Origin of the sequence: Mesotoga sp. HF07.pep.5.2.highcov (assembly GCF_003666285.1) — a bacterium.
Classification (GTDB): domain Bacteria; phylum Thermotogota; class Thermotogae; order Petrotogales; family Kosmotogaceae; genus Mesotoga; species Mesotoga prima.
In genome coordinates this window covers 1-1,623 of record NZ_JFHJ01000192.1, presented here as the reverse complement: position 1 = coordinate 1,623, position 1,623 = coordinate 1, and the positions used below count along the sequence as shown (strand labels likewise).

Annotated in this window: 1 protein-coding gene; it reads right to left on the bottom strand. The window is 45.4% G+C overall.

From position 1 onward, the window contains the following. Positions 1–305 precede the first annotated feature (305 nt). A complete protein-coding gene (locus BG32_RS03985; RefSeq protein ID WP_121526423.1) occupies positions 306–1,358 on the bottom strand; it encodes a YCF48-related protein in 1,053 nt (350 codons plus the stop codon). Positions 1,359–1,623: the final 265 nt, after the last annotated feature.

The following is a 1,623-nucleotide window of genomic DNA, read 5'->3' as shown; positions in this document are numbered from 1 at the left end:
CCGACAAAGCTCCTGGTCGGAATCTGGATAGTATTGCTTTATTGCTCTAACCAAGAACGAAGAACTTGGACGCGGAGCGTCGGAACGAAGAACTAATTTCTTATTCGGCGAACGGAGAACCATTCAACGGCCAACCGGTTTGCTTTGATCTTCCGAGACCCGAGACCCGTTTTGTTGAACCTTTTTACTCGCAACTCAAAACTTGTAACTTGCAATTGATCCTTAGCTCTTTCCTATCACCAACCCGCTAACCCCAACCACGGTCATACAACTCACAACTTGCATCTTGGAACTAATCTTGGTTTTCACATTCTCTTTTCAGCTATCGAAACATGAGTCAAAGTAACTGGACATTCCTCTGCACTAAGAACTACTTCCCAGTTCTTTCCTCCGTCTTTTGTGCGCAGTATCTTTCCGAACTGCGGGTATCCGGCCGATGAGCCGACAACCAACGCGTTATTCCTGTCGAGAGCATCTATTCCTAACAGAAAGGAATTGCTCGTTCCTGCCGGAGGCTGCTCCTCCCAACTTATTCCACTGTTTTCAGTAAGGATTATCGTATCGAAATCGCAGGCTGCCCAGTAAGTTGAACTGTCCAGCATTACCAGAGAATTCAGGTCTTTTGCGAAAAGAGGACCTCCTGTGACCCATTGTTTTCCTCCATTCGCAGTTACTGCATAGTGACCCTGGCCACCGTGGAAGACTATGTGATTTTCATCCGTGGCCTTTACACCTATCCATCCATTGTCATTGTAATTGTTTGGCAGCTCAATCTCTTCCCAGGTCTGGCCACCATCTTCGCTCTTCAGAACTATGCCGGCTCTGGGTGTTGATTTGTTTCCAACAGCATAAATCACGTCCTCGTTTATTGCATGGATTCCTTGAATAATATACTCTGAAGCCATTTCTGGAAGGTCACATACTGTCCAGCTTCCACCGTCGTCATCAGAGAAGATTACAAGTCCTTCGTCACCGCTTACCCAAATTCTATCTTCAAAAATCGAAAGGAAAGAGAAAAATGAATCAGTAGCAACTTCCGATACTTCAACTATCTCCCAGTCGGAACCGCCGTTAGTCGTTTTCAGTAATAACCCGTCTGAACCGCAAGCCCAGACTGTATTCTCATCTACGGAAAGAACGTCCTCCAAACTCTTACCTTCGGGCAGGGTGTCGATTGCCTGGCGTGTCCACGTTTCACCGGAATCGTCCGAGAAGTAAAGCATTGCGATTCCGTTTGAGTCTGTCTGCCCCACTACCCATGCGCGGTAATTCTTTACTTTGGGAAAAGGGATGCAGCTGCTCACAAGAAATAGAATCTCCAGAAGACCTACAAATGCTATCAGTATCTTCCTATTCATTTTCTCCTCCTTTGAATTCACTCTATAAGACTAATTGTCGATGCCATGAAGGGTTGTCTTGGGGATAGTTGAAATCTGTAGTCGCATTCTATGGAACGAATTCTAGGCATCCTGTTCATATCGTCTCTATAAGTATGAGCTCTATAGATAAAGACAATAGAATAATAGCACTTCCACCTTCTTGAAGATGTGTTTTATGGAGTTAGTATCTGTTGGGGAGGGCTCACTCTAGCGCTATGCTCATGAAAGTCGTGAAGTCTGTCGG